A 25,990-nucleotide genomic window follows, 5' to 3' on the forward strand; every position below is an offset into this window, starting at 1 on the left:
CCTTAGCGCAGGCTGATGGTGGTGTTCACACCGTCATTGACGCTGTCGTCATCGAACCAGCGGGCGGTGACGGTCTTGGTCTGAGTGTAGAACTGCACCACTTGCTTGCCGTAAGGGCCGAGATCACCCAGCTTGGAGCCGCGCGAGCCGGTGAAGCTGAAGAACGGTACCGGTACCGGGATCGGGATGTTGATGCCGACCTGGCCGATGTCGATCTCGCTCTGGAACTTGCGCGCAGCCGCGCCGCTCTGGGTGAACAGGCCGGTGCCGTTGCCGAACGGGTTGCTGTTGACCAGCGCGATGGCTTCATCGAGGGTGTCGACTTCCAAGGTCACCAGCACCGGGCCGAAGATTTCCTGGGTGTAGACCTGCATGTCGGTTTTCACCCCAGAGAACAGGGTCGGGCCAACGAAGTTGCCTTGCTCATAGCCCGGCACCGTGACGCCGCGGCCATCGAGTTCGAGCTTGGCGCCTTCCTTGATGCCGCTTTCGATCAAGCCCAGTACCCGCTCCTTGGCCCGCTTGGACACCACCGGCCCGACATCGGTGCCCGGCTCAGAGCCGGCATTGACCTTGAGCTTGCTCGCGGCCTCTTTGATGTCCGGCAGCCACTCGCGGGCCTTGCCCACCAGCACCGCCACGGAGGTTGCCATGCAGCGCTGGCCGGCAGCGCCAAAGGCCGCGCCGACCAAGGCGTTGACGGTTTGGGTGCGGTTAGCGTCAGGCAGCACCACGGCGTGGTTCTTCGCGCCCATCATCGACTGCACGCGCTTGCCGTGCTGGCTGCCCAGGTTGTAGACGTGGGTGCCGACTTCGGTAGAGCCGACGAACGAGATCGCCTTGATGTCTTGATGGGTGCAGATCGCATCCACTACCTGCTTGCCGCCATGCACCACGTTGAGCACACCGGCCGGCACGCCGGCTTCCAGCGCCAGCTCCACCAGCATCATGGTCGACAGCGGGTCCTGCTCGGAAGGTTTGAGCACGAAAGTGTTGCCGCAGACGATGGCCATGGGGAACATCCACAGCGGGATCATGGCCGGGAAGTTGAACGGGGTGATGCCCGCGCACACGCCAATCGGCTGGCGCAGGGTGTAGGTGTCGACGCCGCCGGCAACGTTCTCGGCGAACTCGCCCATCTGCAGGGTGCCGATCGAAGCGGCGTGCTCGACCACTTCCAGGCCGCGGAAGATGTCGCCTTCGGCATCGGCGAGGGTTTTGCCCTGCTCGGCGCTGAGGGTTTGGGCGATGCGTTTGGTGTGTTCGCGGATCAGCGCCTGCAGCTTGAGCATGATGCGCATACGCGCGCCGATTGGGGTGTCACGCCAGGTCTTGAAGGCGCGATGGGCAGCGGCCACGGCAGCGTCGACTTCCTCGACGGTGGCGAAGGGCACCCGCGCCAACACTTCTTGGGTGGCCGGGTTGACGATGTCGCGCCATTCGGTGGTCTTGGATTCGACCCATTGGCCATCGATCAGCAGCTTGACCTGCGCGACCTTGGTCTGGTCGGGGGATTGAGGTGCGTTCATCTGGGTTCTCCTTGGAATTATTGTCGGGTCGAGATCGCCAGCGCCGTGCAAACGCGAGGTGGCGTTCTGGGGCTTTTTTCGAGTATAGATGTGCAAACATCCAACAAGAACGCACAAAAAAACCGGATCATCATGCAAAAAGACCTCACATCCCTGAGCGCGCTCAACTGGGACGACCTGAAGTTCTTCCTCGAAGTGGCCCGCACCCGCAAAGCCAGTAGCGCCGCCAAGCGCCTGAGCGTCGACTACACCACGGTGTCACGGCGCATCACCTCGCTGGAGGGTGCGCTGGGCACGTTGTTGTTCGAAAAATCCCGGACCAACGGCTTCGTCCTGACCGCCGAAGGCCAGCGCCTGCTGGGTTATGCCGAGTCGATCGAAAGCACTTTGCACATGGCGTGCGAGCAGGTTTCGGGGTCGGGCGTGGCGTTGTCGGGGCATGTGCGCATGGGCTGCACCGAAGGCTTTGGCAGCTTCTTCGTCACGCCGCAATTAAGCCACTTCGTCGATGCGTATCCGGCCATTTCGGTGGATATCTTGCCGTTGCCGCACTTCATCAGCCTGTCCAAGCGCGAGGCGGATATCGTCATCGCCCTGGAACGCCCTGAACACGGCCCCTATGTGTGCTGCAAGCTGTGCGACTACCGGCTGCGGCTGTACGCAACCCAGACATACCTGGATAACCACGCGCCGATTCGGCAGGTCGGGGACTTGGCGAAGCACCCGTTCATTAGTTATGTGGATGACCTGGCGTTCAGTTCGGAGCTGTTGTACCTGGCCAACCTGATTCCCAATGCCAATGCGCATTTGCGCAGTACCAGCGTGATTGCCCAGTACACCGCGGCATTGCAGGGGCGTGGGCTGGCAATCTTGCCGTGTTTTCTGGCGGCGCAGGACCCGCGGCTGGTGACGGTGTTACCGGCGGAGATCGAGGTGACGCGGCAGTTCTGGATGTATTGCCGGGAGGACTTGAGGAAGCTGAAGCGGATAACCCTGTTGTGGGATTACATTCGCGAGGTGACCGAGGCGAATGCGCCGTTGTTGATGGGCGAGACGCGCGAGATGCGGTTTGCTCAGGGGTAGATCGACAAGGAGTCAGGGTGCCCCATCCTAACCAGTATTAGGCTCTGTACGAACGTTTTGTGGGAGCGGGCTTGCCCCGCGATGGAGTGCGAAGCGCTCCTATACCCGATATCAAATAGTGCAAAGACGCCGCGAATTCAGGCTTTGCTGCCGCGTTGCGGCAGATCGCGGGGCAAGCCCACTCCCACAACGACGGATGACCATACTTTTCGTACAAAACCTACAGGGGGGGTCTGTTCAGTAGGACGCCACGATGATCGATACGCGTCGATTTTCGGTGCGCCCGGCGGCGCTGCGGTTGTCCGCCACCGGCTGGGTGCTGCCCAGGCCGCGGGTCTGGATGTTCTGCGCGGGCATGCCGACGCCGATCAGCGTTCTGGCCACGCTCTGTGCGCGGCGCTCGGACAATTGCTGGTTATAGGTGGCCCTGCCCGACGCATCCGCGTGGCCATCCACCCGCACGCGTTGGAGACCTACGCCCAGCAACGCTTTGCCAATTCGCTCGACGATCGCCTGGCTCTGGCCATTGAGGCTGTCCAGGTCACTGCCGAACAGTACCTTGCCGGACAGGTCAAAGGCCCAACCTTCATCAGTCGGGGCAAAGCCTTCACGCTTGAGCACGGCGATTTGATCGGCAGTCAGCCCCTTGGGTGTGGTCTGGCAACCGGTAAGCGCCAGCATGGCAAGCAGCAACGCCCAAAGGGGAAAACGCAAACGATGAATCACGGGTTCAACTCCTGTTCTTGATTTCGGTGGCGGACCGTTCCGTCTGCGCCACTTGCCAATGGCCACGGTGCTTACGCTTGGCCTGGTACATTGCCGCATCGGCGGCGTCCAGAAGGCTGGCAGGGTCAGTGCCATCCTGGGGGTAAAAGGCGATGCCGACACTCAGCGAGGTGGCAATGCTGCTGCCACTGTCCAGCTGTACCGGCAGTTTCATGCTGGCGACGATTTTCTCGGCGATGAGTTCGGCGTCTGAGCGCGACTGCAGCGGCGTCAGCAACACCGCGAACTCGTCGCCGCCCAGGCGCGCCACCAGGTCATGCTCACGCAGTTGGGCGCGAATGCGGTCGGCCACGCTGATCAGCACTTCATCGCCCACGGCATGGCCGAGGCTGTCGTTAATCTGCTTGAAGTGGTCACTGTCGAGGAACAGCAGCGCCAGATGATCTTGCTGCCGCGCAGCGTTGCGCAGGCTGCGGCTGAGGCGGCCTTCGAAAAAGGCGCGGTTGGGCAGGCCGGTCAAGCTGTCGTGGCTGGCCTGGTGAGCAAGGGTCTGGTTTTCGCTCTGCAGGTGGCTGTGCCACACCTCCAGTTCATCGAGCAAGGCGTTGAAGTCGTTACTCAGCTCGTTAAGCTCGGCAATCGGGGCTTCTGGCACACGGCGGTCGAAACGACGTTCACGGCGGGCAGCATGGGCAACGCTGGCCAGGGCACGCAATGGGCGAACGATGTTGCCGAGCAGGCGCCGCGACAAGTACAGGGCGATGACGGCGCTGAGTACCATGCACAACAGGATCCCGCCCAACCCGCCGAGCAGGAACAACAACAGGCTACGGCCTTGGCCAATCAGTTCGATATGCCCGACCTTTTGCTGCTGGTGAATGATCGGCAGGTTGGCCGGCTCGTCCAGCAGCGCGGTGGCGACCTGGGTTTCCAGGTGCGCAAGCATGCCGCTGTCGTTGCGTTGCCAGTGGGCCAGTTGCTCGCCTTCATTGTTGAAGACCTTGGCGTCGGCCACCTCTTCGGTACTGGCAATCAGTGCCAGCGCCTCACTGGCCGCAACGCTGTCGTCGAATACCACGGCGGCTTCGACGGTGTAGGTGATCGAGCGGGCGATCAGGTGCAGGTTGTGGTTGGCATAGACCTGCAAGGCAAGCACGCCCAGCACGGTCAGCGAAATACCGACCAGGCCCACGGCGAGCAGGGCGACACTGAGGTGGCCACGGCCGAGCACTGAACGCAAGGTCGGGCGAATACGCCTGTTGGTCGTTTTCATGGCTGCGCACCTCGGCGCCGCGACAATTGCAGCACGCTGGGGTGGATGCGTACGCCGGAACGGGCCACGGAATCGAGGTTCACTTCAAAGGCGACCTGCTGGTCGCTGACCCGCAGGCAGAACAGGCTGCCGACCGTACACGGGTCGTCGGCCTCGCTGATGCTCAGCACTGGATGGCCGCTGACACGCTGGAACAAGCGGTCGCGCTGGCCCTGATCGAGTTTACCGATGTAGATGGCATCACAGGCCTGGGCAACCTGCGCATCGTCAGCCAGCAGCCGACGCACCTGCAGCGGCCGCCCGGACTCCTGCACGTGACCCTTGATCAGGTCGTCTGCGTATTCGGTGGGGCCGATCAGGCACAGGCGCAGGGGCACAGGCTCGATGGGCCAGCGGGCGTAACTGAAGATCCCCAACACCACTTGGGTAACAGCCTTGGCACGTTGCTGTGCCTGCACAGCGGTTGCTGAGGTTTCCGCCCAGGCAGGGCCTGCCAGTAGTAACAGGACCGCCAGCAACAGCGAAAGCGTACAGCGCGTCACTCGCCTTCCGGCCACGGTCATGTGGGAAATCTCTCGAAGTCCTTTCAGATGTTGGCGCAACGATAGCACATGGCCGCCAATCGTACCTGACGGCCAGTGTCAGACCTGTTCGAGCATCAGGCCGGAAATGCGCCGCACCTTGCGCGACACCGCCTCCTCGAAGATGCCCTGCCGTGGTTCGATCAGACTGAAGCAATGCTTGGCCCGGGTGATGCCGGTGTACACAAGCTCTTTGGTCAGCACCGGGTTAAGGGCGTCCGGCAGCACCAGGGCGGTATGGCTGAACTCCGAGCCCTGGGACTTGTGCACCGTCATGGCGAACACGGTTTCCACTTCGTTGAGCCGGCTTGGCAAGACGAAACGTACCCCACCGTTGCCATCGTTACGCGGGAAGGCAACCCGTAGCAGGGGCTCGCCCCGCTCGTCGGGCAGGCGCAAGGCGATGCCGATGTCGCCGTTCATCAGGCCCAGGCCATAATCATTGCGGGTCACCAGCACCGGACGGCCCTCATACCAAGGCTGCTGAGCGTCGATCAGCCCGGCGTTGTGCAGCACCCGCGCCACCCGTTCGTTAAGGCCTTCGACACCCCATGCGCCCCTGCGTACCGCGCAGAGCAGCTGGAAGTCCTCGAAACTGTGCAGCACCTTGCTTGCCCATTGTTCCCAGAGCGGGTCATCGAACGCGGTTGCCGGAGCCGGCCGATAGCGGCCCAGGGTCCGCAGGTAGCTGCGATAGCCTTGAGGCCCTTCTGCGCCGCGGTTGAGGCCGTCGAGCAGTAGACGGTCGAAGGCGCGATCGTGTTCGTTCTTCAGCGCCAGGCCGTTGACATCCGGCGGTGGCATCGCGAGCAGATTGCGCGCCGCATGGGATTCCTGACGGTTGACCAGCCGCGCCAACTGGCCAATCCCGCTGCCTTCGCCGAAGCGCCGGGAGAAACGCAGCATCACTACCTGCTGGGCCAGCGGATTGCGCTGCGCATCACCGGGTTTGAGACCACTGCCTTCCAGCGACTGGCCACCAATCTGCTCCAGCCACGCCTGGGTCGCGGGTGAGTAACAGCCGTCTTCGGCATCCCGGCACAGGTCACCCAATACCGCCCCCGCCTCGACCGAGGCCAACTGGTCTTTGTCACCCAGCAGGATCAGCCGTGCGCGGGGTGGCAGGGCGTCGAGGAGGTTGGCCATCATCTCCAGGTCGATCATCGAGGCTTCGTCGACCACCAGCACGTCCAATGGCAACGGGTTGCCCGCGTGATGACGGAAATGCCGCGACCCGGGGCGGCTGCCCAGTAGCCGGTGCACGGTGCTGACCTCGGTGGGGATCTGCCCGCGCACGGCGGCACTGACGTGCAGGCGCTCGACCTGCTGGCCAATGGATTCGGTCAAGCGCGCAGCGGCCTTGCCGGTCGGCGCGGCCAGGCGAATACGCAGAGGCCTGCCCTGCTCCACCGCCGGTGCCTGCAGCAAGGCCAGCAGGCGCACCACCGTGGTGGTCTTGCCGGTGCCAGGGCCGCCGGTGATGATGCTGAAGCCGGCGCGGGTCGCCAGGGCGCACGCCAGCTTTTGCCAATCAACCTGACCGGCCAGGGCACCCGCGTCGAACAGCTGTGCCAGGCGCGCCGGCAAGTCAGCCGGTGCGGCTTCATCCTGGCTCAGGCGCTGGCGCAAGTTCTGGTCGATGCGCCGTTCGTAGTTCCAGTAGCGGCGCAGGTACAGGCGCTCGCCGCTGAGCACCAGCGGCCGTGTCTGCTGGCCTGGCGTGTCGCCAGCGGCCACCAGTGAGCTGGCAGCGATGCGCTGGCGCCAGGCCTGAAGGTCCAGGTCTGCAAGCAATTGCGAAGGCAGCAGCAAGGGGCCGATCAAGGCGTCGCCTTCTGGCGGCAGCGACAGCGCAAAGTCCGGTTCGGCCAGGGTTTGCTGCAAGTCCAGGCAGACATGGCCGTGGCCCAGCTGATGGCTCGCCAGGGCAGCCGCCAGCAACAGCAAGGGGTCGCTGCCCGGGGCGCGTTCTTCGAGAAACGACACGAACGCGCGGTCGAGGGCTCGCAGCCAGCCACGCTCGACCCAACGGTCCAGCAGTTGCAGCAGGTCAGCGCTGACACGCTGCGGCGCCAGGGCCAGCAGGTGTTCGGCGTGCAGCGGCGTGGGCAGCAGGTCGGTGAGGGTTCGGCTCATGGTGCGGCTCCGGCAAACAGGTCCTGCTGTGCGGGTGCATGCTCGCCACGGAACAGCGCATCGAGGGCTTCGATCAGTGCCCGCGGCGGCTTGACGAAGTACACGCCATGACCGCTGCTGTTGGCACCGCGCAGGAAGATGAACAGGGCGCCGCCGACATGGCGGTCGTAATCGTAGTCAGGCAGGCGGGCGCGCAGTTGGCGGTGCAGGGCCAGCAGGTAGAGCACGTACTGCAGGTCGTAACGATGCTCGAGGATGGCCTTTTCCATGGCCTGGCTGTCGTAGGACTGGATGTCCGGGCCCAGCCAGTTGGATTTGTAATCGGCCACGTAATAGCGCCCGTCCAGCTCGAAGGCCAGGTCGATGAAGCCCTTGAACATGCCGTTGAGCAGCGTCGGCTGTGCCGCCGGCCGCGCCTGGCCTGGGTGCGTATAACGCGCCACCAGTTGATCGAGCTGTTCGGCGTCGACCTGATGGCTGGCGAACCAGAACTCCATTTCGATCTGGTAGTGACGCAGGTCCGCCAGGGTGAGGCTTACGTCGTGGGCCAGTACAGGCAGCGGTTCGTTCAGCAACTGGCGCAGCCACGGCGTCAGCGTCGGGATCCAGCCGGTCCAGTCACGGCGGTTGCAGCGCTGGCCGACCGTGCGCTCGATCAGCTCGGGGTTGCCGCTGACCTCCGCGAAGCCTTCTCGGCCGGCCCATTCCAGCAGGCCATGCAGGAAGGTGCCGGGGTTTGGCCCGCGTGGGAAGCGGTGGATATCCCCCCCTTCAGCCGGCACCTCACGCAGCAGCTGGGCGTCGAGGACTTCGTCATCCAGTAGTTGCTGAGCCTGTGAGCTGTCGGCACCGAGGGTCTGGTCCCCGACGCGCAAGGCACTATAGGACGCAATCCACCAGTGCTCGGCGGCAGCTCGCCGGGGCTTGCGCGCAGGCAGCAGCTCACGTTCGGCGTGCGGCGTGCGGTACAGCTGATCGTCGGCCAGCGGCAGCGGTGGGCACTCAATGTACGGGCAGCTTGATGCCAACGCCTGCAGCCAGTCCGCCAATTGCCCAGAGCCCGGCAACGCAAGGCCACCGCCAAGCAGGTAACCGAGGGCTGAACGGTGCAGTTGCGAGCTCTTCTGGTTGCCGCGCTTGAGGTCGGCGACGCCAAGCCAGCAGGCATGCTGGGCGCGGGTCAGGGCCACGTAGAGCAGACGCAGGTCCTCGGCCAGGCGCTCGTCGTCGGCGCGTGCGATCTGCTCCTGATCAGGGGTTAACGTCAGGTGCGCGTTGCCTTGGCTGTCATGCCAGGCCAAGGGCAGACGGGTACCGTCCACGGGCTTGCTGGTGCAGATGAACGGCAAGTAGACCAAGGGGTATTCGAGGCCCTTGGACTTGTGGATGGTCACCACTTTGACCAGTTGCTCGTCGCTCTCCAGCCGCAGGATCTGTTCTTCACCGGCCTGACCGGAACTGGCCAGGTGTTCGGCCAGGTGACGGATCAACGCTTGCTCGCCATCGAGCTCGCCCGCCGCCTGTTGCAGCAGCTCGGCCAGGTGTAGCAGGTTGGTCAGCACACGCTCGCCGTCACTGCGGGCGATGAGCGTGCGCGGCAGCTGGAAGTCGTGCAGCAAGTGGCGCAGCATCGGCAGCACGCCTTGGCGCTGCCAGGTATCGCGATAGCGCCGAAAACGCATGACCCAGTCTTCCCACACCCGTTCGTCCTGGTTCAGCTTGTCCAGCGCCGCCAGTGACAGGTCGAGGGTAAGGCTGGCCAGCGCGGCCTTGAGCAGGCGCTCCGAATCCGGCTCGGCGCAGGCCTTGAGCCAGGCCAGCAGGTCATGCGCCTCTTGGGCGGCGAACACCGAGTCCTTGTCGGACAGGTACACGCTGCGCACCTCACGCGCGGCCAGTTCGGCACGGATCATCTGTGCCTCGTGGCCGTCGCGCACGAGAATGGCGATATCCGAAGGCAGGAAGGGGCGCAGTTCACCTTCGCCGTTGCGGAAACCCGCCGTACCCTGCTGCCCACCGTTGAGCAAGGCGACAATATGGCTGGCGCAGCTGGCAGCCAGGTGCTGGCGGTAAAGGCTGCTCGATACCGGCTCTTCGCTCTGCAGGTGCCAGCATTGCAGGGCTGCGCTTGGCTGGCCGTCCACCAGCAGGTGCTCGCTACGGCCTTTGGCGCGGACCTCGATGAAGGGCAACGGGTTGTCTTGCGCTTCACGGAACAGAAACGCCCCTCGCCCCTGGCTTCTGGCCTCGGCCTGGAGAAACACCTGGTTGACCGCCGCGACCATGGCCTGGCTCGAACGGTAGTTGGTGTCCAGGCTGTGCAGACGCCCGGTGGTGGCGCGCCGGGCAGCGAGGTAGGTATAGATGTCGGCACCGCGGAAGGCATAGATCGCCTGCTTGGGGTCGCCAATCATGAACAGCCCGGTTTCAGGGCGGTTCTCGCTGATCTGGTAGATCCGCTCGAAAATCCCGTACTGGACCGGGTCGGTGTCCTGGAATTCGTCGATCAGCGCTACCGGGAACTGCTCACGAATCAACCCGGCCAGGCGCTCGCCGGCCTCACTGGCCAAGGCATGTTGCAGCCGCAGCAGCATGTCGTCGAAGCCCATCTCGGCGCGCCGGCGCTTTTCCACTTCGAAGCGCGCCGACACCCAGCCAGCAGCGTGTTCAAGCAACTGCGCATCCGGGCTGGCGAGGGCCTGCAACTGTTGCTGCAGCGTTTGCATGGCGTGCAGCCCGGGGTGATCGGGTGGCTCGCCAGACTTCCAGGCCTCGGCCATGCCCGCTGGCGTCAGGCGGGTGAAGCCGGTGCCAAGATCGAGCTCCACGGCCTGCTCGTCGCCGGCCCAGGCGCACAGCTTGTCGAACCAGGGTTCAAAATAGCGTGCCTGCATCTTGCGCCCGTCGGCCTGCTTGGCGGCCACGGCATCGCGGCAGATCTGCCGCAGTTCCTCGGCCCATTGTGCCCAGGGCGCCTTGAGTGCAGCCAACTGCTCGGTACGTTGCCCAAGCGCGTTTTGAATCAACGCTTCGGGCGCTTGCCCGTCCTGCTGTGCCCGTACCCGGCCGAACAGCGGGCGAATCCGCGGCAACAGCGCGTCGGGGCTGCCCCAATGCCCACGCACCCAGGCCAGGGCCTCACCTTGCATGCCATAGCAGAACCGGCGCCAGTAATCGCGCATGACCTGGCCCAGCAAATCGCTGTGATCGGTCTCGAGTGTCTGGGTGAACAGGCTGCCGCTGTCGAACGCGTGCTCGCGAAGCATGCGCTGGCACCAACCGTGGATGGTCGACACTGCGGCTTCGTCCATCCATTGCACGGCGATTTCCAGGCGGCTGGCGCAACGTGGCCAAGCCTCTTGCGGGTAATCGTCGCGCAACTGGTGCAGCAGTGGGTCGGCAGCGTCAAGCTCGCCACGGAAGAACCGCGCCGCCTCGGCCAAGCGGGCGCGGATACGTTCGCGCAGCTCTTTGGTGGCGGCGTCGGTAAAGGTCACCACCAGAATCTGCGGGGGCAGCAGTTCACGGCCGAAGGCCTGTTCGCCCCCGTGCCCGAGGATGAGCCGCAGGTACAGCGCCGAGATGGTAAACGTCTTGCCGGTACCGGCACTTGCTTCGATCAGCTGGCTGCCGTGCAAGGGGAAACTCAGTGCCAGGGGACGGTCCTGGGTCATGCGCCACTCTCCGGGTTGCCCAGGGCCTGCCAGGGTGCGTTGAACAAGGGCCGGTACAGGGTTTCGCACCAACCTTCAAAGGTTTCGTCGGCGGTGAGCGCGGCGAAGTCACGGAACTGCCGCGCCAGGGCGATGCTCTCGCTGCGCTCGCCAAAACTGTTGCGCTCATCGCCTTCATAGGCGCGAGCAGCCGCGGCCAGCGCTTTGTCGGCATCGTCCTGGGCCAGCCAGGCGAAGGCCGTTTTGGCGGCCACCGGCAGCGGCGCATTCATGGCGGCCTGGCGTGCAACCAACAGGTCGCCGAGCAATTGCGCCGCCTGGTCTTGCGGTAAAGGTGCCAGGAGCAAGGTCAGGTCACTGGCCACCAGCGCACTGTTCAGCGGATAACCCGCAGCGCAGGCAGCCAGGTGCATGACCCAGGGTGCGATCAACCGGTGCCATTTATAGTTGTTGCGCCCGGCACTGATGGTGTTCGGGACGGTGGTGATGCTTAGCAGGCTTTGATCATCAGCCTGGTACACCCGGCCTAGCCAGCCTTCCAGCCGGTGCGTGCCCTGTTCGTAATGCACAGGCAATGCGCCTTCGACCAGGTGTGGCCAACGCTGCAACAACTGACGATGGCGTTGCAGCAGGTCTGGCAGCGGCTGAATCAGATCGGCCTGCAACAGTGCGCCAAAACCGGCAAGCGGCAACACGCCACACGCTTGCAGGCGGCGCGCCTGCACCTGCAAGGCCTGCTCGGCATTCGCCGGGTCGGCCAGCGCGGCATTCAATAGGGTTTCACTGGCGCTGTAGCGTTGCAGGGTGTCGAGGACGAACGGCTCTTCATCCGGCGTCGGCGCCTCCAGGGCCTCGAAGAACACCTTCAGGCGCTGGCTGAAGAAGTGCCGCACCGGGTGGCGAAGAAAATCGTTCAGCTGCGTCAGGCTCAGTGCTTCGTCGTCGACGTAAGGAGGCAAAGCCGGCTCGACCTGGGTGGCGTCCTGCCCTTGCCGATGCAGCAGCTGCCATTCATGGGCGAAGCTGAACAACGGGCTGCCCTTCTGGAAGTAGCGCGGGCTGAACGGCTGCAGCGGGTGCTCCTGGGTCAAGGCGTGCAGCAAGCGCTCATCCGGCCCTTGGCCTGGCGCGTCATCTGCACCGGCCAAACGCCAGCCGGCAGCCACATGATCACGCAACTGGCCGATCAGCACCGAGGCGGGGCGCTCGCTGTTGTCGCGGATGCTGCGTCCGACCCAACTGACATAAAGCTGATCCCGTGCCGACAGCAGCGCTTCAAGCAACAGGTAACGGTCATCTTCACGGCGCGAGCGATCACCGGGGCGGTAGTCGCTGGCCATCAGGTCGAAGTCCAGCGGCTGCTGGGCGCGGGGGTAGTCGCCATCGTTCATGCCCAGCAGGCAGACCACGCGGAACGGGATGGCGCGCATGGGCATGAGGGTGCAGAAGTTCACCGAACCCGCCAGAAAACGCTGTGACAGCTTGCCTTGGTCAAGCCCCGACAACAACGCTTCTCGGACCACCGTCAGCGGTAGCGCATCTTGCAGGCCGACGGTTTCGCACACTTCCTGCCAGGCGTCGCGCAGGTCCTGCAACTGCATCAGCAGAAACTCATCGTGCTCACCCTCAGCCAGGAAAAACACCTGCAGCAAGGCATTCAAGCGCTCGCCCCAGTCCCCGACGGTCGCCGGCTGTGCCAGTGCCTGGCAGGCCACCTCAAGGGCGTCCAGCAGGGCTACCAAAGGGCCTATCAGTGCCGCATCGAGGCCACCGATTTCGTCATAGGGCTCAATGCCATCACACCCCTCCCCCACACCTACGGCATAACCCAACAACATGCGCCGCAGGCCGAAACGCCAGCTGTTCTGTTCCAGGCCTTCAGGCAGGCCGAGGCTGGCCCGTTGCTCGGCGTTCAGGCCCCAGCGGATACCGGCACCTTCAATCCAGCGATGAAGCGTGGGCAAATCGCTTTCACGGATACCGAAGCGGGCCCGTACTGCCGGCACGTCCAGCAGGTCGAGCACTTCACTGACCGCAAAGCGGCTGTCTGGCAGCTTGAGCAGGTGCTCCAGGGCAATCAGCAAGGGCTCGCGACCGCGCTGGCCTTGGTCGGTTAGGGTGAATGGGATGTAGCGCGGGTCGTTGCGCTGCAATTGGCCGAACACGGCGCGGATATGGGGTGCATAAGCGTCGATTGCCGGCAGCATCACGATCACATCGCGCGGGCGCAGCGTAGGGTCGGCGCTGAAGCGGGCCAGTAACTGGTCGTGGAGAATTTCCACCTCGCGTTGCGGGCTGTGCGCGACATGGAAGCGCATCGAACGGTCCTGCGCCAGGTCGACTTGCGGCCAGCGTTCGCGGGTTTCGGCCAGTGGGCGCAGTTCGAGGATGTCATCTTGCAGTTGGTTGAGCAGCGTGGTCGGCGAAGCTTCGCTGAACAGGTCGATGCGCCCTTCGCTGAATACGCCGCGGTAGCTGCCGGGGTCGTCATAGCTGTCGAGCAGGTTGATGTAATCACGACCCTGCTTGCCCCAGGCGGCCAGCAGCGGATGGGCATGCTGGTGTAGCGATTGGTCATCCAGCAGAAGCGGCATGCCTTGCTTGCGTTGTTGACGTTTGTACTGATGCCGCAGCAGGTCTTTGTCGGCGACGATATCGGCCCAGTGATGGCGACACGGGTTGTGAACGCAAAGCAGTACCTGGCTGAACCGGGCAAGCCCCGCCAAAGCCTCCAATGCTTGCGCTGGCAGGGAGGAGATACCGAACACGATCACGCGCGATGGCAGGCCGACAGGTGCCTGCTCCAGGCTGTTGATACGCTCGATGAACCGTTGATGCACACCTGCACGGCTTTGCGCCATGCCCTGCTCGCCGACATCGTCCAGCAGCGCCCGCCACAATTCGGCCTGCCAGCGATTGCCAGGGGGCAAAGGTTTACGCTCGCCACGGGCGGTATTAAGGATGTGCTCGCCGGCAGCCCAGTCCTTGAGCCAATCGGCTCGGTAGACTTGGTACTGGTCGAACAGGTCGGCCAGGCGCTCGGCAAGCTGGTAACGCTTGCGCAGGTCGCTATCGTCGGTGAGAAAACGGCGCAGGGGCTCGAAATGCGGGCGCTCGATCAACGCCGGAAGCAAGCGCATGAGGCGCCAGGTCAACGGTGCTTTGTCGAGCAGGGAAACTTCGGGGATCTCATCGCGGCCCAGCACTCGCCGGTAAAGCTGCCACATGAAGCTACCAGGTAGCTGCACATCGATCGCGGCGGCAATACCACAGCCGCCTAGGTCCCCTTCTTCAGGGTCTTCAGCCAGCGCCAGTTTTAGCCACTGGGCGATGCCGTTGCTCTGCACCAGGGCGATTTCGTTTTCCAGTGGCGCTAACGGGTAACGCCGCATCCAGCTCACCACCAAGCTGCGCAAATCGTCGAGGCGGTTGCCATGTACGATCATGAAGCCGGGATGGAGGGCGGTGGTGTTGACCATTGAGCATTCCCTGGAAGCGGTGGGTTCTGATGCGGAACCATATCACGGGGCATGCCCGGGGTTATGGCGGGCATGGCGACAAATCTTTTCCAGCCCAAAAGACAAAACCCCTACCTGCTCGCGCAGATAGGGGTTTTGCGAAATGAATCTTGACGATGACCTACTCTCACATGGGGAAACCCCACACTACAAATTTTACCTTAGCCTGATCCACTACCAGTGAAAGTAGTGTTCAGTCTATTTCTATCACATATCCGAATTTTTAAAGAACGATCTGACAAAAGCCAGAAATCAACATTCGAAGCGAATGCTCATTTCTGAGTTTGATCAAAGTACTGCAAGAGTGGTGGAGCCAAGCGGGATCGAACCGCTGACCTCCTGCGTGCAAGGCAGGCGCTCTCCCAGCTGAGCTATGGCCCCAAATACTGGTAGGTCTGGGCAGATTTGAACTGCCGACCTCACCCTTATCAGGGGTGCGCTCTAACCAACTGAGCTACAGACCTATATAGGGTCTTGATCGTCTTCGACAATGAATCAAGCAATTCGTGTGGGAGCTCATCAGCAGGCTGATGTCGTCGATTAAGGAGGTGATCCAGCCGCAGGTTCCCCTACGGCTACCTGTCTATTTCTATCACATATCCGAATTTTTAAAGAACGATCTGACAAAAGTCAGAAATCAACATTCATCAACGAATGTTCATTTCTAAGTTCTGATCAAGAACAAAGATTAGACCTATATAAGGCCTTGATCGTCTTCAACAATGAATCAAGCAATTCGTGTGGGAGCTCATCAGCAGGCTGATGTCGTCGATTAAGGAGGTGATCCAGCCGCAGGTTCCCCTACGGCTACCTGTCTATTTCTATCACATATCCGAATTTTTAAAGAACGATCTGACAAAAGTCAGAAATCAACATTCATCAACGAATGTTCATTTCTAAGTTCTGACAAGCGACTGCATACTGCGAAAAATGGTGGAGCCAAGCGGGATCGAACCGCTGACCTCCTGCGTGCAAGGCAGGCGCTCTCCCAGCTGAGCTATGGCCCCGTATTCTACGGCTGAACCATGTAATGGTAGGTCTGGGCAGATTTGAACTGCCGACCTCACCCTTATCAGGGGTGCGCTCTAACCAACTGAGCTACAGACCTATAACAGGGTCGCGTTACAGCATCGTCTTTATACAAGTGAATCAAGCAATTCGTGTGGGAGCTCATCAGCAGGCTGATGTCGTCGATTAAGGAGGTGATCCAGCCGCAGGTTCCCCTACGGCTACCTTGTTTTATTTTGAAGTTTTTCGCGAGAAACTCGTTTAGCTTCAAACACTTGACTCGCTGCGATCTCTCGTAGCGGGAGGCGAATCATACAGCGTTTAGTAGCGCTGTCAACCACCTTTTCAACCGCTGACGATCTTTCGATCGAAGCCCTTACAACACTACCTGAATTGATTAACTCGTTGATACTCAAAGAGTTTCTCGTTCCAATCACGCTGGAAGTGGGGCGCATTATAAGGGGATTCGAAACCCCGTCAACCCTTTATTTCAACAATGTTTCAAACCACCCTCCCCCGCTTGCTGATCACCCGAGGAACACGCCGTGCGACTGCAGGAATACGCAGCGCCATCAACACGGCACCAATGCCGGCATAGATCGCCCACTCACGCAGGTCCGAGCGCACGATCCACAGGAAATGCAGCAGCCCCAAGCCGAGAATCACGTACACGAGCTTATGCAGCTTCTTCCACCGCGCACCCAGCCGGCGCTGGCTATACCGGTTGGAGGTTACCGCCAGCGCCAACAACCCGAGGAAGCCAAGCGCCCCCACAATAATGTAGGGCCGCTTGCGCAGCTCGACAGCAAACTGCCCCCAGTCCAGCCCCAGAATAAAGAAGAGGTAACAGAGGATGTGCAGCACGATGTAGGCAAAACACCACAACCCTAGCTGGCGGCGCACGACGATCCAGCCCGACCACCCTGTCAGCCGCTGCAGCGGCGTCATGCTCAAGGTCACCAGCAGGAACGTCAGCGCACCCAACCCCAGCCGGTCCATCAGGATCTTCCCTGGGTCCGGCCCCAGCAGGTTCATCGCAGCTTCATACAACCACCAGAGTGGCAGCACACACCCCACTATAAAGATGGCCAGGCGCAACCAGGGATAGCGCATCAATAGTTCTTCCGCAGGTCGAGGCCGGCATACAGCGACGCCACTTCGTCAGCGTAGCCGTTGAACATTTGCGTTGGGCGTACGTTGGGGCTGAACAGGCCACTTGGCAGGCGCCGCTCACGCGCTTGGGTCCAGCGCGGGTGATCGACCTCGGGGTTCACGTTGGCATAGAAGCCATACTCATCTGGCGCCAGCCCCTCCCAGGTTGTTTGCGGGCGCTCGGCCACCAGGCTGATCCGCACGATCGACTTGATGCTCTTGAACCCGTACTTCCATGGCACCACCAAGCGCAACGGCGCGCCATTCTGGTTGGCCAGCTCGCGGCCATACATACCCACCGCCAGAATCGCCAACGGGTGCATGGCCTCATCTAAGCGCAGCCCTTCTCTATAGGGCCAGTCGATCAAGGCGAAGCCTGAGCGTTGCCCTGGCATATGCTGTGGGTCTTTCAATGTTTCGAAGCGCACGTAGCGCGCGTTGGATGTCGGCTCCACTTGCTTGAGTACTTGCGCCAGCGGGAAGCCAAGCCAGGGGATGACCATCGACCACGCCTCGACACAGCGCAGCCGGTAGATGCGCTCTTCGAGCTGATAAGGTTTAACGAAGTCTTCCAGGGCATAGCGCCCGGGTTTGCCGACCTCGCCATCGATCACTACAGACCAAGGCTCAGTCTGCAAGCTGCCGCCATTGGCAGCCGGGTCCCCCTTGTCGGGCCCGAACTCATAGAAGTTGTTGTAGTGGGTCGCGTCCTTGAAGGGCGTAATCGCCTCATCCTTGACCGTTACCGCCTGCCATTGCGTCGCCGCAAGCTTGTCACTGAACCAGGCGAGTGCAGCGCCCGCCTCGACATCGGCGTAGCGGCTGGCCTCGGCGGCATGCCCCAGGCTCGGTAGCGCGCCCAGGGCAAGGCCCGCCAGCGAGCCACCGAGCACGGTGCGACGAGAAAGATAGAGACCTTCGGGCGTGATCTCCGACGCCTTGCATTCGGATGACCTGGGAAGCTTGATGAGCATGGACGGCTCCATAGCACTGGATAACGGATGTACCAGTAAGACTATGGAGCCGGAGGGTTATTCCATCATTAAATCATTGTCACGACTTGCGACGGCGAGACCGCAGCAAGAACTGAATCGGCCCCGAAGCCGCGTAGGCAAGGAAGATCAGCAGCAGGATGCGGGGCGGGTCGCTGAATACCACCGCGAACACCAGGACCACCGCCAGGATGGCCACGAACGGCACACGCCCTTTGAGGTCAAGCTCCTTGAAGCTGTTGTACTTGATGTTGCTGACCATCAACATGCCAGCCGCCGCCACCAGCAGCGCCACCAGGAACGACAGCTTGGAGCCCTGGATACCGTAGTCACTGAAGGCCCACACGGTGCCCGCAACCACACCAGCCGCCGCCGGGCTGGCCAGGCCGATGAAGTAACGCTTGTCGGCGGTGCCCACCTGGGTGTTGAAGCGCGCCAGGCGCAAGGCAGCGCCCGCCACATAGATGAAGGCAACCATCCAGCCGACCTTGCCCATGTCACCCAACGCCCAGCCAAAGGCCAGCAACGCCGGGGCAACACCAAAGGCGACCATGTCCGACAGCGAGTCGTACTCGGCCCCGAAGGCGCTTTGGGTATTGGTCATGCGAGCCACACGGCCATCCAGGCCATCGAGCACCATGGCGACGAAGATGGCGATGGCGGCAAAGGCGAAGTACTTGCTTGCCTCGCGCGGGTCGCCAGCACTCAACGCGCTCTGCGCGCTCATCGAGTTGATGATGGAGTAGAAGCCGGCGAACAGGTTGGCGGTGGTGAACAGGTTAGGAAGCAGATAGATGCCGCGATGCCGGACCTTGCGCCCTTCGGCGTCATGGCCCTCTTCAATGTGCTCATCGACAGGTAGCAGGCTTTCGGCGTCGGAGGGCTTGTTCGGCTCTTCGGGACGTTCGCTCATGTAGGGTACCTTGCAACAGGGTGGAATATGTTCGACACGGGCCTGCGAAACAGGTTCTGACGGCAGGCCACTGGTCTGCTTTATACCAGATGCCGGCTGCCTAAACGAAAAAACGCGGCCGAAGCCGCGTTTTTCATGTTGCAAGAAACTTAGTTCTTGGCTTTGTCGACGATCTTGTTCGCCGAGATCCAAGGCATCATCGAACGCAGTTGCTCGCCGATGATTTCGATGCCGTGGGCAGCGTTGTTACGACGCTTGGCGGTCATCGATGGGTAGTTGGTAGCACCTTCGGAGATGAACATCTTCGCGTACTCGCCGTCTTGGATGCGCTTCAGAGCGTTGCGCATGGCCTTGCGGGATTCTTCGTTGATAACTTCTGGGCCGGTGACGTACTCACCGTACTCGGCGTTGTTGGAGATCGAGTAGTTCATGTTGGCGATACCGCCTTCGTACATGAGGTCAACGATCAACTTCAGCTCGTGCAGGCACTCGAAGTAGGCCATTTCTGGCGCGTAGCCCGCTTCAACCAGGGTTTCGAAACCGGCTTTGACCAGCTCGACGGTACCGCCGCACAGAACAGCCTGCTCGCCGAACAGGTCAGTTTCAGTCTCGTCCTTGAAGGTGGTTTCGATGATGCCGGTACGGCCGCCACCCACGCCTGCGGCGTAGGACAGCGCAACGTTTTTGGCGTTGCCCGAAGCGTCCTGGTAGATAGCGATCAGGTCAGGGATGCCGCCGCCCTTGACGAACTCGGAGCGCACGGTGTGGCCCGGGGCTTTCGGCGCGATCATGATCACGTCGAGGTCGGCACGTGGCACGACTTGGTTGTAGTGGATCGAGAAGCCGTGGGAGAAGGCCAGGGTTGCGCCTTTCTTGATGTTCGGCTCGATCTCGTTCTTGTACAGAGCGCCTTGGAACTCGTCCGGAGTCAGGATCATGACCAGGTCGGCAGCAGCGACAGCGGTAGCCACGTCGGCCACTTTCAGGCCGTGGGCTTCTGCCTTGGCAACGGTGGCCGAGCCTTTACGCAGACCGACGGTAACGTCTACACCGGAGTCTTTCAGGTTGCACGCCTGGGCGTGGCCTTGGGAACCGTAACCGATGATGGCGACTTTCTTACCCTGGATGATGGAAAGGTCGCAGTCTTTATCGTAGAAAACTTTCATGAAAATACCCCTGGTTATATCTCGGCCCCTGCGGAGCCATTGCTAATTTTTGAATTTAGATGCTGAGCACTTTGTCGCCACGGGCAATGCCGGTGACGCCACTGCGCACGGTTTCGAGAATCGATGCGGTGCCGATGGCTTGGATGAAGCTGTCCAGTTTGTCGCTGGTGCCGCTCAGTTGCACGGTGTACACACTGGCGGTCACATCGACGATCTGGCCACGGAAAATGTCCGTGGTGCGCTTGATCTCGGCCCGCTGGGCTCCGGTGGCCTTGACCTTGACCAGCATCAGTTCACGCTCGATGTGAGCACTTTCCGACAGGTCGACAAGCTTTACCACTTCGACAAGCTTGTTCAGGTTCTTGGTGATCTGTTCGATCACTTCGTCATGGCCAACGGTGGTCAGCGTCAGACGCGACAAGGTCGGGTCTTCGGTCGGCGCCACGGTCAGGCTTTCAATGTTGTAGTTACGCTGGGAGAACAGGCCAACGACGCGAGACAAGGCACCGGGTTCGTTTTCCAGCAGCAAGGAAATGATGTGCCGCATATCAGGTACGCTCCGTCTTGCTCAGCCACATGTCACGCATCGAGCCATCCTTGATCTGCATCGGATAGACGTGCTCGGTACGGTCAACCGCGATGTCGATGAACACCAGACGGTCTTTCATCGCGAATGCCTCTTCCAGCTTCGGCTTGAGGTCTTTCAGGCTGGTGATGCGGATACCCACATGACCATAGGCCTCGGCCAGCTTGATGAAGTCAGGCAGCGACTCGACATAGGAGTGCGAGTGACGGCCGTTGTACGCCATGTCCTGCCACTGGCGGACCATGCCCAGCACGCCGTTGTTCAGGTTGACGATTTTCACCGGCAGGCCGTACTGCATGCAGGTGGACAGTTCCTGGATGTTCATCTGGATACTGCCTTCGCCGGTCACGCACGCCACGTCCTGGTCCGGGAAGTTGAGCTTGACGCCCATCGCCGCCGGGAAACCGAAGCCCATGGTGCCCAGGCCACCGGAGTTGATCCAGCGGTTCGGCTTGTTGAAGCGGTAGTACTGCGCCGCGAACATCTGGTGCTGGCCCACGTCGGAGGTAACAAAGGCATCGCCTTTGGTCACTTCGCACAGGGTTTCGATCACGGTCTGCGGCTTGATGACGCTGCCATCCCCCTTGTTGTAAGGGAACAGGTCGCCGTCGCCACGCCATTCATCGATCTGCTTCCACCAGGCCTCTGCGGCGGCCTTGTCAGGCTGCTCGCCGATTTCCTTGAGGATGCCGAGCATCTCGGTCAAGACGCTGTCGACTGGGCCAACGATAGGCACGTCGGCCTTGATCATCTTGGAAATCGACGCCGGGTCGATGTCGATGTGGATGATCTTGGCATTCGGGCAGAACTTGGCCGGGCCGTTGACCACACGGTCATCGAAGCGCGCACCGACGGCAAAGATGACGTCAGCATTGTGCATGGCCATGTTGGCCGTGAAGCTGCCGTGCATGCCGAGCATGCCGAGGAACTGACGGTCAGTACCCGGGAAGCCACCCAGACCCATGAGGGTGTTGGTAACCGGCAGGTTCAGCGACTTGGCGATTTCGGTCAGGGCTTCGGAGCCGCCACCCAGAATCACGCCGCCGCCGGCGTAAACGATCGGGCGCTTGGCAGCCAGCAGCATCTCGGCGGCCTTGCGGATCTGGCCGGAGTGGCCACGGACCGCCGGGCTATAGGAGCGCAGCTTGACCTTCTTCGGGTAGACGTATTCGAACTTCTCGGCCGGGTTGGTCATATCTTTTGGAATGTCGACCACGACCGGGCCAGGACGGCCGGATTGCGCCAGGTAGAAGGCTTTTTTCAGAACTTCTGGGATCTCGGTGGCGTTTTTGATCATGAAGCTGTGCTTCACGATCGGCCGCGAGATGCCAATCATGTCGGTTTCCTGGAAGGCATCGGTACCCACCATGGTGCTAGGCACCTGGCCGGACAGAATGACCATCGGAATCGAATCCATGTAGGCGGTGGCAATGCCGGTAATGGCATTGGTCGCACCCGGGCCGGAGGTTACCAGCACCACACCGGCCTTGCCGGTGGCACGGGCGTAGCCGTCCGCCATATGGGTTGCAGCCTGTTCGTGACGAACCAGGATGTGTTCGACTTCCGGTTCCTTGAACAGGGCATCGTAAACATGAAGGAGAGCACCGCCAGGGTACCCGTAGATGTGCTTAACGCCTTCGTCACGCAAGAAGCGGACGACCATCTCAGCGCCAGATAAAAGCTCCACGTTGTTCACCTCTAAAACGCCAGAATACCGTCCCTAGTGGACGGGTCTTAATAGGTTTACTGCCAAGCAGAGCATGAGCGAACGTCAGCACTGACTGAGCAAGTATTGGGAGCGCCCCAGAGTGTTGCGGGGTTTTCCCACCCAGCGCGAGGTAACGCGTTGCGGGGTGTAACAGGTCGGCGCGGGTGTGCGCCTCATGATCTGCTTAGCGGGTCTGCTTCTGGCAGTCCCTCTACAGCGGAAGTTGGATTCTTGTGATTTGGCGGCTACAAGTCAAGAAAAATTATTGCCAATTTTTCCTCAAGATGAATTCCTGCCACCACTAAAAAGGATAGCAGCAGCAGAATTAAGAAGATTTCCATAAAAAAGGGCCACAATCTGCGGCCCTTGAAGGAAAAAGAGAAGAAATCAGGCTCCAGAAGCGATCAATTGATCGAACTCTGCTAGCAGGCGCCGTAGCTCGCGACTCTGCTCCGGGCGATCGGTGAACACCGTTTCAGCCATCATCAGGATGCCCGAGGCACTGGGCAGCGGGTGGCCAAGCTCGATGATGATCTTCATGCGGGGCAGGAAGATCCATTGCAGCCACTGCTCCAGGGTCATCGTATCGACCGCGAAGGGCACGGTGCTTTCCAGCGCTTCATCGCTGGGCGGCTCATCGTCCCACCAGCCTTGCACCTTCAACTCACGCTCGATCAGCAGTAGGTGGTCGGCGATGTCCAGAATGCGTTGCTCGATCATCAGGAATTCACTCGGGCCTTCTGCCGCGCCAGCGCCGCACCGGCACTGTCACCTTGTTTTTCACGGCACTGGGCAATGGTGTTCCACAGTTCGGCCTGCAGGTCGGGGCGGCCATTGGAGTAGGTCAGGGCGCGGCGAGCCAACTGCTCGGCCTGCGCTGCATCGCCCTGGGACAAGCGCACCTGCGCCAGGCGGAACAGCACCTGCGGCTCGCGCGGGGCGATACGCTGGGCACGCTCCAGGCTAGACGAGGCACCGTTGAAATCACCACTGACCTGCTGTTGCTGGGCAGTCGTCAACAGCGCCAGTACAGGCCCATCAAGCTGCTCGTCGGCCGACAGGCCGCCAGATGCGCCACCGCTGCGCGGGATGCCGGTCGGCGCACTGCTGGCTTTTGGCGTGCTGTTCATCGAGGCGATATCGAACGGCTCGTCGGCGATCGGATTCGGGTTGGTGGTGATCGGCCCGGTCGAGATCGGGCCCGGGGTAATCGGTGCGGTACTGATCGGCGCCGCCCCATTACCGGCTGGGAACGTCTGGATGCTCGAAGCACCGGCGCCCTGCGGGATCATCACCGTCACGCCCGAATCCTCAGGCAGCGACTGCGCTTGTGAGGTGCCGCTGTTCATGCCAGCCGCCGAGCGGTTGGCCGTTACGCGTTCACTGTTGGACACGCGGGTGCTCGAGTCGACCACCGGGATATTGCCACGCTGGACGCTGGAGCAACCCTGGAGCACAACCAACGCCGTCAAGGCAGGAAACAGCCACTTATTCACTTCACACCTCATCAATGCAGCTCGTGCTTAATTCATCCAGCCTTTGACCCAGTCCATGACCGATTCTGCCGGATTCTGCTCACCGCCACAGGCTGCGCCGGCGGGCGGTTCGCTTCCGCGAATATACGGCATCTGCACGGCTCCCGGACAGCTACCGTCAGAGCCTTGGCCGCTGTACGGGTCGATCCAGGCTTGCACGACGTTGTCCGGTTGCGGCATGTCCAGCGGCAGCGGGTCGGCCTTCTTCATGAAGCTGGTCCAGACCTGCAAGGCGCCAGTGGCACCGGTGAACGGCGTTTTACCGTTATCGTCGCGGCCCATCCAAACCACGGCCAGCAGGTCCTGGCTAAAGCCGGAGAACCAGCTGTCGCGCGAGTCGTTACTGGTACCGGTCTTGCCGGCCAGGGTCAGCGAACGCGGCAACACGTTGTACACCGAACGGCCGGTACCTTCGCGCATCACCCGCTGCATGGCGTTCTGCACCAGGTAGATGGACCCTGGGTCGAAGGTCTGCTGGATCTGGAACGGGTAGCGCTTGAGCGGCTCACCCTCGGCCGTCAACACGCTGCGGATACCGCGCATCGGCGTGTTGAAGCCACCATTGGCAATGGTCTGGTACATGGTCGCGACCTGCATCGGCGACATGCCACCTGCCCCCAGCAGCATCGCTGGGAAGGCTGGCCAGTCGACATTCACCCCCAGCCGACCGATGGTCTTGATCACGTTGGGCACGCCCACTTCCAGGCCGAGCTTGGCGGTCGACAGGTTGTAGGAGTTGGCCAGGCCTTGATACAGGTAAATGGTGCCATGCGGACGACGGTCGTAGTTTTGCGGGCGCCAGATCTGGCCGTTGGCGCCTTTGACCGAGAACGGCTCGTCCTGCACCCAGCTGGTCAGGGTGTACTTGCTCGGCTGTTCCAGCGCGGTCAGGTACACCGCCGGCTTGACCAGCGAGCCAATCGGCCGTACCGCGTCGATGGCCCGGTTGAAGCCGGCAAAGCCCGACTGGCGGCTGCCGATCAGCGCTTGCACCTCGCCGGTTTCCGGGTTGGTCACGACCATCGCCGACTCGACCTCGTCAGCGCCCTTGCGCCCGGCCAGGCGCTTGAACGTCTCGTTCATGGAGGTTTCGGCCTTCATCTGCAGGATCGGGTCGAAACTGGTGAAGATGCGCAGGCCTTCTTCGGTCAAGTCTTCGTCGCGGTAGTCTTGGCGCAGCTGGCGTTTGACCAAGTCGAGGAAGGCTGGGAACGAGCTGTCCGCCAGGCTGCCGCGCTTGGTCACACCCAACGGCATCTTCTTCGCCGCCTCGATCACGTCCTTGCTCGCCACGCCCTGCTCGGCCAGCAGGTCGAGCACCAGGTTACGGCGGGCCAGGGCGCGGTCAGGATAACGCCGCGGGTTGTAGTAGGACGGCCCCTTGACCATGCCCACCAGCAAGGCGATCTGGTGCAGCTTGAGCTCCGACAGCGGCTGGCTGAAGAAGAACTGGCTGGCCAGGCCGAAGCCATGCACCGCGCGTTGGCCGTCCTGGCCGACGAACACCTCGTTGAGGTAGGCCTCGAGGATTTCACGCTTGTCGTAATGCAGCTCCAGCAACACGGCCATCATGGCCTCGGTCAGCTTGCGGCTGAGGCTGCGTTCGCTGGTGAGGTAGAAGTTTTTCACCAACTGCTGGGTCAGGGTACTGCCGCCTTGGCGCATGGAGCCGGCCGAGGTGTTGACCCACACGGCACGGGCGATGGACTTGGGCGACACGCCAAAGTGGCTATAGAAGTCGCGGTCTTCGGTCGCGACCAGGGTCTCGAGCAGGTACGGTGGCACCTGATCGATCTTGATCAGGATCCGGTCCTCGAGGTTTTTCGGATAGATACCGCCGATCATCAGCGGCTCCAGGCGCACCACGTCGAGCTTGCCGCCATTGGCACCGGCCAGCCCCGCCACGTAATCGCCAGAGAAGCGCACGCGGACGAACTGCGCGGGTTCCATTCCCTCGTAGAACTGGAAGCCACGGGTATTGAGGTCGACGGTATTACCGTTGACCGCGGCCGCACCCGGGCCATTGGCCGCGCTTTCACGGCGATAGCCCAGGGCATCGAGTTCGGTGAGGAAGTCGTTCTTGCTCAGCTTCTGGCCGACGAACAGCTCCAGTGGCCGGGCGTAGACCTTGGCCGGGATGGTCCAACGCTTGCCAGAGAACTTCTCTTGGACGACAGCATCGAGGTAAACCGCGAAGCCGGCGAGGATCACCAGGCCGACCAGGCTGAGCTTCAAAGCCCAGCCCAGCCAGGCGCGAGAGCGGCCGGTCGGGCGTTTCTGAGGGGTACGAGCGTTTCGAGTTCGAGTCATGGCGGCGGATTATACGCACTTTGTAAAGGCTGGGCAGGCGCCCTCGGCGGTATGCAGGGACGGCACCATTGACCATAATGGCGCATTCGAATTCCCTGCC

17 protein-coding genes and 4 tRNA genes are annotated in these 25,990 nt (G+C 61.8%); 1 reads left to right on the plus strand and 20 read right to left on the minus strand.

Annotation, left to right across the window (positions count from 1 at the left end; genetic code table 11):
- Positions 1-2: 2 nt before the first annotated feature.
- Entirely contained in the window at positions 3-1,529 is a 1,527-nt protein-coding gene (locus tag ACMCNM_RS23985) for a CoA-acylating methylmalonate-semialdehyde dehydrogenase (protein ID WP_085273919.1), read from the minus strand.
- A 132-nt stretch (positions 1,530-1,661) separates the two neighbouring features.
- Here ACMCNM_RS23985 and ACMCNM_RS23990 point away from each other — a divergent pair, with 132 nt between their 5' ends.
- Complete coding sequence (locus ACMCNM_RS23990) at positions 1,662-2,612, plus strand: LysR family transcriptional regulator (RefSeq protein ID WP_027595456.1); 951 nt, start codon at positions 1,662-1,664, stop codon at positions 2,610-2,612.
- Between the two features lie 237 nt (positions 2,613-2,849).
- Here the strand turns inward: ACMCNM_RS23990 and ACMCNM_RS23995 are convergent, their stop codons facing one another.
- From ACMCNM_RS23995 to mrcB, 19 genes are all read right to left on the minus strand, one after another.
- Entirely contained in the window at positions 2,850-3,338 is a 489-nt protein-coding gene (locus tag ACMCNM_RS23995; protein ID WP_412765552.1) for an OmpA family protein, read from the minus strand.
- Between the two features lie 4 nt (positions 3,339-3,342).
- A complete protein-coding gene (locus ACMCNM_RS24000; RefSeq protein ID WP_186677973.1) occupies positions 3,343-4,611 on the minus strand; it encodes a diguanylate cyclase domain-containing protein in 1,269 nt (422 codons plus the stop codon).
- Positions 4,608-5,174, minus strand: coding sequence for a YfiR family protein (locus tag ACMCNM_RS24005; RefSeq protein WP_412765553.1), 567 nt, complete (start codon positions 5,172-5,174; stop codon positions 4,608-4,610). Before ACMCNM_RS24005 ends, ACMCNM_RS24000 begins: the two co-directional genes overlap by 4 nt.
- Before the next feature lie 78 nt (positions 5,175-5,252).
- On the minus strand, positions 5,253-7,328 hold the full coding sequence (gene recD / locus ACMCNM_RS24010) for an exodeoxyribonuclease V subunit alpha (RefSeq protein ID WP_412765554.1): 2,076 nt from the start codon (positions 7,326-7,328) through the stop codon (positions 5,253-5,255).
- The gene (recB, locus tag ACMCNM_RS24015; protein WP_412765555.1) at positions 7,325-11,002 is read right to left on the minus strand and encodes an exodeoxyribonuclease V subunit beta; all 3,678 of its coding nucleotides are present in this window, start codon (positions 11,000-11,002) and stop codon (positions 7,325-7,327) included. The genes recD and recB overlap by 4 nt, the downstream gene beginning before the upstream one ends.
- Complete coding sequence (gene recC / locus ACMCNM_RS24020; RefSeq protein ID WP_412765556.1) at positions 10,999-14,481, minus strand: exodeoxyribonuclease V subunit gamma; 3,483 nt, start codon at positions 14,479-14,481, stop codon at positions 10,999-11,001. The genes recB and recC overlap by 4 nt, the downstream gene beginning before the upstream one ends.
- A 344-nt stretch (positions 14,482-14,825) precedes the next feature.
- Positions 14,826-14,901 (minus strand) — tRNA-Ala (locus ACMCNM_RS24025).
- Between the two features lie 6 nt (positions 14,902-14,907).
- A tRNA-Ile gene (locus ACMCNM_RS24030) sits at positions 14,908-14,984 on the minus strand.
- Positions 14,985-15,451: 467 nt separating this feature from the next.
- Positions 15,452-15,527 (minus strand) — tRNA-Ala (locus tag ACMCNM_RS24035).
- 24 nt (positions 15,528-15,551) lie between these two features.
- A tRNA-Ile gene (locus ACMCNM_RS24040) sits at positions 15,552-15,628 on the minus strand.
- 401 nt (positions 15,629-16,029) lie between these two features.
- Positions 16,030-16,641 carry a protein-methionine-sulfoxide reductase heme-binding subunit MsrQ gene (gene msrQ, locus ACMCNM_RS24045; protein WP_412765557.1) on the minus strand — a complete coding sequence of 204 codons (612 nt, stop codon included), beginning with the start codon at positions 16,639-16,641 and terminating at the stop codon, positions 16,030-16,032.
- Complete coding sequence (gene msrP / locus ACMCNM_RS24050) at positions 16,641-17,654, minus strand: protein-methionine-sulfoxide reductase catalytic subunit MsrP (protein WP_412765558.1); 1,014 nt, start codon at positions 17,652-17,654, stop codon at positions 16,641-16,643. The genes msrQ and msrP overlap by 1 nt, the downstream gene beginning before the upstream one ends.
- A gap of 79 nt (positions 17,655-17,733) precedes the next feature.
- Positions 17,734-18,585 (minus strand): CDP-diacylglycerol--serine O-phosphatidyltransferase, encoded by an 852-nt coding sequence (gene pssA / locus ACMCNM_RS24055; protein ID WP_027594991.1) that lies wholly within the window; start codon positions 18,583-18,585, stop codon positions 17,734-17,736.
- A gap of 149 nt (positions 18,586-18,734) precedes the next feature.
- Complete coding sequence (gene ilvC, locus ACMCNM_RS24060) at positions 18,735-19,751, minus strand: ketol-acid reductoisomerase (protein WP_027594992.1); 1,017 nt, start codon at positions 19,749-19,751, stop codon at positions 18,735-18,737.
- Between the two features lie 55 nt (positions 19,752-19,806).
- Complete coding sequence (ilvN, locus tag ACMCNM_RS24065) at positions 19,807-20,298, minus strand: acetolactate synthase small subunit (RefSeq protein ID WP_003250040.1); 492 nt, start codon at positions 20,296-20,298, stop codon at positions 19,807-19,809.
- A 1-nt stretch (position 20,299) separates the two neighbouring features.
- Positions 20,300-22,024 carry an acetolactate synthase 3 large subunit gene (locus tag ACMCNM_RS24070; RefSeq protein ID WP_027594993.1) on the minus strand — a complete coding sequence of 575 codons (1,725 nt, stop codon included), beginning with the start codon at positions 22,022-22,024 and terminating at the stop codon, positions 20,300-20,302.
- 408 nt (positions 22,025-22,432) lie between these two features.
- Positions 22,433-22,765: a YqcC family protein gene (locus ACMCNM_RS24075; protein WP_186683293.1), complete on the minus strand. Its 333-nt coding sequence runs from the start codon at positions 22,763-22,765 to the stop codon at positions 22,433-22,435.
- Positions 22,765-23,553 (minus strand): tetratricopeptide repeat protein, encoded by a 789-nt coding sequence (locus tag ACMCNM_RS24080; RefSeq protein ID WP_412765559.1) that lies wholly within the window; start codon positions 23,551-23,553, stop codon positions 22,765-22,767. Before ACMCNM_RS24080 ends, ACMCNM_RS24075 begins: the two co-directional genes overlap by 1 nt.
- 15 nt (positions 23,554-23,568) lie before the next feature.
- The gene (mrcB, locus tag ACMCNM_RS24085) at positions 23,569-25,890 is read right to left on the minus strand and encodes a penicillin-binding protein 1B (protein WP_027594996.1); all 2,322 of its coding nucleotides are present in this window, start codon (positions 25,888-25,890) and stop codon (positions 23,569-23,571) included.
- Positions 25,891-25,990 lie beyond the last annotated feature (100 nt).

The sequence above is a fragment of the Pseudomonas sp. NGC7 genome (genome assembly GCF_047159675.1).
Taxonomy (GTDB): Bacteria; Pseudomonadota; Gammaproteobacteria; order Pseudomonadales; family Pseudomonadaceae; genus Aquipseudomonas; species Aquipseudomonas kermanshahensis.

Coding starts and splice junctions, on each gene's coding strand:
- ACMCNM_RS23985 (WP_085273919.1), bottom strand. CDS start 1,529: ATGAACGCACCTCAATCCCCCGACCAGACCAAGGTCGCGCAGGTCAAG.
- ACMCNM_RS23990 (WP_027595456.1), top strand. CDS start 1,662: ATGCAAAAAGACCTCACATCCCTGAGCGCGCTCAACTGGGACGACCTG.
- ACMCNM_RS24000 (WP_186677973.1), bottom strand. CDS start 4,611: ATGAAAACGACCAACAGGCGTATTCGCCCGACCTTGCGTTCAGTGCTC.
- ACMCNM_RS24005 (WP_412765553.1), bottom strand. CDS start 5,174: ATGACCGTGGCCGGAAGGCGAGTGACGCGCTGTACGCTTTCGCTGTTG.
- recD (WP_412765554.1), bottom strand. CDS start 7,328: ATGAGCCGAACCCTCACCGACCTGCTGCCCACGCCGCTGCACGCCGAA.
- recB (WP_412765555.1), bottom strand. CDS start 11,002: ATGACCCAGGACCGTCCCCTGGCACTGAGTTTCCCCTTGCACGGCAGC.
- recC (WP_412765556.1), bottom strand. CDS start 14,481: ATGGTCAACACCACCGCCCTCCATCCCGGCTTCATGATCGTACATGGC.
- msrQ (WP_412765557.1), bottom strand. CDS start 16,641: ATGCGCTATCCCTGGTTGCGCCTGGCCATCTTTATAGTGGGGTGTGTG.
- msrP (WP_412765558.1), bottom strand. CDS start 17,654: ATGCTCATCAAGCTTCCCAGGTCATCCGAATGCAAGGCGTCGGAGATC.
- pssA (WP_027594991.1), bottom strand. CDS start 18,585: ATGAGCGAACGTCCCGAAGAGCCGAACAAGCCCTCCGACGCCGAAAGC.
- ilvC (WP_027594992.1), bottom strand. CDS start 19,751: ATGAAAGTTTTCTACGATAAAGACTGCGACCTTTCCATCATCCAGGGT.
- ilvN (WP_003250040.1), bottom strand. CDS start 20,298: ATGCGGCACATCATTTCCTTGCTGCTGGAAAACGAACCCGGTGCCTTG.
- ACMCNM_RS24075 (WP_186683293.1), bottom strand. CDS start 22,765: ATGATCGAGCAACGCATTCTGGACATCGCCGACCACCTACTGCTGATC.
- ACMCNM_RS24080 (WP_412765559.1), bottom strand. CDS start 23,553: ATGAGGTGTGAAGTGAATAAGTGGCTGTTTCCTGCCTTGACGGCGTTG.
- mrcB (WP_027594996.1), bottom strand. CDS start 25,890: ATGACTCGAACTCGAAACGCTCGTACCCCTCAGAAACGCCCGACCGGC.